We start from the raw sequence: 2,766 nt of genomic DNA, 5'->3' as shown, positions 1-2,766 counted from the left end.
TGAAATAGCCCCCAAAGTTCCCGGACAGGGCCTCCCACTTCTCTAAGAGGTAGGAGTAATGTCGTGCTTATGACTGGTCACAATCCGAAGAGTGAGGTCCTGCGCGGACCTGAACGCCGTCGACGCCGGACACCGGCGGAGAAGCTGGCGATTATCGCCGAGACGATGGAGCCCGGCATGAGCGTGAGCCATGTGGCGCGTCGGCACGGGATCGCCCCGAACCAACTCTTTGTCTGGCGTCGATTGGCGAATGAGGGCGCGCTGACAGCAACGGCGGCTGAAGAAGCCGTCGTGCCAGCCTCTGCGTACAAGGCCCTGGCGGATCAGGTCCGCGAGTTGCAGCGCCTTCTCGGAAAGAAAACGATGGAAGCCGAGATCCTGAAAGAGGCGCTCGACCACGCTACAGGCTCAAAAAAACAGATGTTGCGCTCGCTCTCGCTGCCGATGTTCAATCTTCGGGACGATACCCCATGATGGCGATCTGCGAGACACTCGGAGTTGCCCGTTCGAATGTCGTGGCCCGAATGGCTGGCAGGCCGTTGAAGCGCATGGGGCGCCCACCCTTGCCGGAAGCCGATCTGCTCAGAGAGATCGAGGCCGTGATCGATGGGCAATCGAGCTGGGGCTATATCCGCATCTGGGCGTATCTTCGCCGAAAGGCCCGCGCCGAGGGTCGTCCTCCGGCCAACCGGAAGCGGATTTACCGCATCATGAAGGCGCATGGCCTTCTCCTCCAGCGTCATGCGGGGGGCGTGGAGGAGCGCCGTCATGACGGCAGGGTTGCGGTTGATCATTCCAACACGCGCTGGTGCTCGGATGGCTTTGAGATCACCTGCGACAACAAGGAGAAGGTCCGCGTCGCCTTTGCCCTCGATTGCTGTGATCGCGAAGCCATGGGCCATGTTGCCACGACGCAAGGCATCAAGGGCGAAGATATCCGCGATCTGATGGTCAGCGCCGTCGAGCATCGGTTCGGGCGCGTCAACCGATTGCCGACTACCATCGAATGGCTGACGGACAATGGCTCATGTTACCTCGCCGGAGAAACACGGCGCTTTGCCCGGCATATCGGGCTGGAGCCGCTGACAACGCCGATCGAAAGCCCGCAATCCAACGGCATGGCCGAAGCCTTCGTGAGAACCTTCAAGCGCGATTATGTTCGCGTCTCGCCGTGCCCGGATGCCAGAACCGTCATCGCGCAGCTGCCGAAATGGTTCGAGCACTACAACACCGTTCACCCACACAGCGCGCTGGGATATCGTGCCCCGCGCGAGTTCATCAACGAGCGTTCAAACCGGGAGGCGCTGTCCGAAACTTAAGGGGTGACAACATCGCCCACAAGTGGCTCAGCCTTCGTTACGGCCACTGACGCTCTGTTCGAGGCGCTAGTCCAGTCGAATGTGGACGTCCGAAGTGACAATCCGGCCGATACCAGGAACAAGCCCTACCTGATCCGGGAGGCGTTGGTGGGCGACCAAAGAGAAGAATGGTCATTCCCGCCGATGGTGCAGTTGAGGGATTTCGACCAGGATATCTTGCTGTCTCAAGATGACAAAAAACATCTTCCTCACCGAAAGATGTGAAACTCCGAAGAGTTCTATGAAGTCTGAATTGGGGCCGGAAGCGGAATGACCGGTTCAGGCAGATTTGTAAGCCAAAGGCGACACTCCTGCTGTACAGGTGGCCCTGCAACGCAAGCCTTTGGATGGCGGTTTCGATCCCGCTGCCTGCTGGTCAAGTGATCGAGCCGCAAGGCTTCCAATAGGCTGTTTGCAAGTTTCTCTGAACAAGCGCGCTCCGAGAACTTGTTGCTGGAACATTTTTTCTACAAGCGGATCTCATCGTCGGCCAAAGCTTGAACAATCGCTTGATCATGACTGATGAGGATCAGCGCAAGGTTTCTTTCCTCGACCAGATCGCGCAGCAGCAGCATCGTCTCGCGTTGCACAACCGGATCGAGTCGCGATGTCGGCTCATCCGCGACGATCGCCACAGGATCGAGCAGCAGGAGGCGTGCAAGCGCTACGCGTTGCGCTTCACCTCCCGAACTCTCGCCCGGCAAGCGATTCAGCAATCCCGGCTTCAACTTCAGCCGCTCCAGCAGGGGCGGCAGATCACGGGCCACAGCAAGACCCGGTTTGACCGCTTCGAGATCCACGAATTGCCGCTCGAGCGAGCGATGCGGCACGAAGGCCTGCACGGGGTCCTGATGTAGCTTCTGGTAGCGCTGCCGCCGCGGGCGGATCGCGGCCGGCTGTGCCACGACATCTACCCCACCCCATTCCACGCTACCAGTGAGTGGTCGCCGAAGGCCGAGCAGGATGTCGCCTAGCGTACTCTTGCCGCTACCACTTCGGCCGCAAATCGCAAGAACGCCACCTTTGGGGAGATGAAGGTCGAGATCACGGAACAACAGCGGCTGCGCGGGCCAGCCGAAGGCAAGGCCGTGGGCGGAGAGGGTAAGATTGGCCATGTCACAGCAACGGTGACAGCGCGGCCAGTGGCGCGGATCGGCGGCCAACCATGTTCGGGCATAATCGCTTTTGGGCGAAGACAAGAGCCCTGCACTCGGCCCATGCTCTACGACTCGGCCATTCCGAATAATCGCCAGTTCTCCGGGAAGCTCCTCTGCGAGCCTGCGATCATGGGTGATGACGAGTAGGCTGCGTCCGGCTGCTGACAAGCGCTGGAGTGTGGCGATCGCCTGAGTCACGCGGTCGGCGTCGAGGCCCTTGGTCGGCTCGTCGGCGACGATGATCGGCGCGC

2 protein-coding genes are annotated in these 2,766 nt (G+C 60.3%); one reads left to right on the top strand and one right to left on the bottom strand.

The annotated features are described in order from the left end of the window. The first annotated feature begins 69 nt into the window (after nt 1-69). Nucleotides 70-1,319 (top strand): IS3 family transposase gene (locus ACOVQ0_RS06730; protein WP_421881872.1). Its coding sequence is split into 2 segments (ribosomal slippage): nt 70-409 and nt 409-1,319, totalling 1,251 coding nucleotides; the frame shifts between segments, so codons are not numbered across the junction. A gap of 506 nt (nt 1,320-1,825) precedes the next feature. On the opposite strand, the gene ACOVQ0_RS06725 is transcribed toward ACOVQ0_RS06730, so the two are convergent. Further along, the coding region (locus ACOVQ0_RS06725) for an ATP-binding cassette domain-containing protein (protein WP_421881868.1) at nt 1,826-2,766 on the bottom strand (941 nt) is incomplete at its 5' end.

Source organism: Novosphingobium sp. (assembly GCF_049240505.1).
GTDB lineage: Bacteria > Pseudomonadota > Alphaproteobacteria > Sphingomonadales > Sphingomonadaceae > Novosphingobium.
Note: the sequence above shows the minus strand (reverse complement) of the source record. Positions and strands in the feature narration are given on the sequence as shown.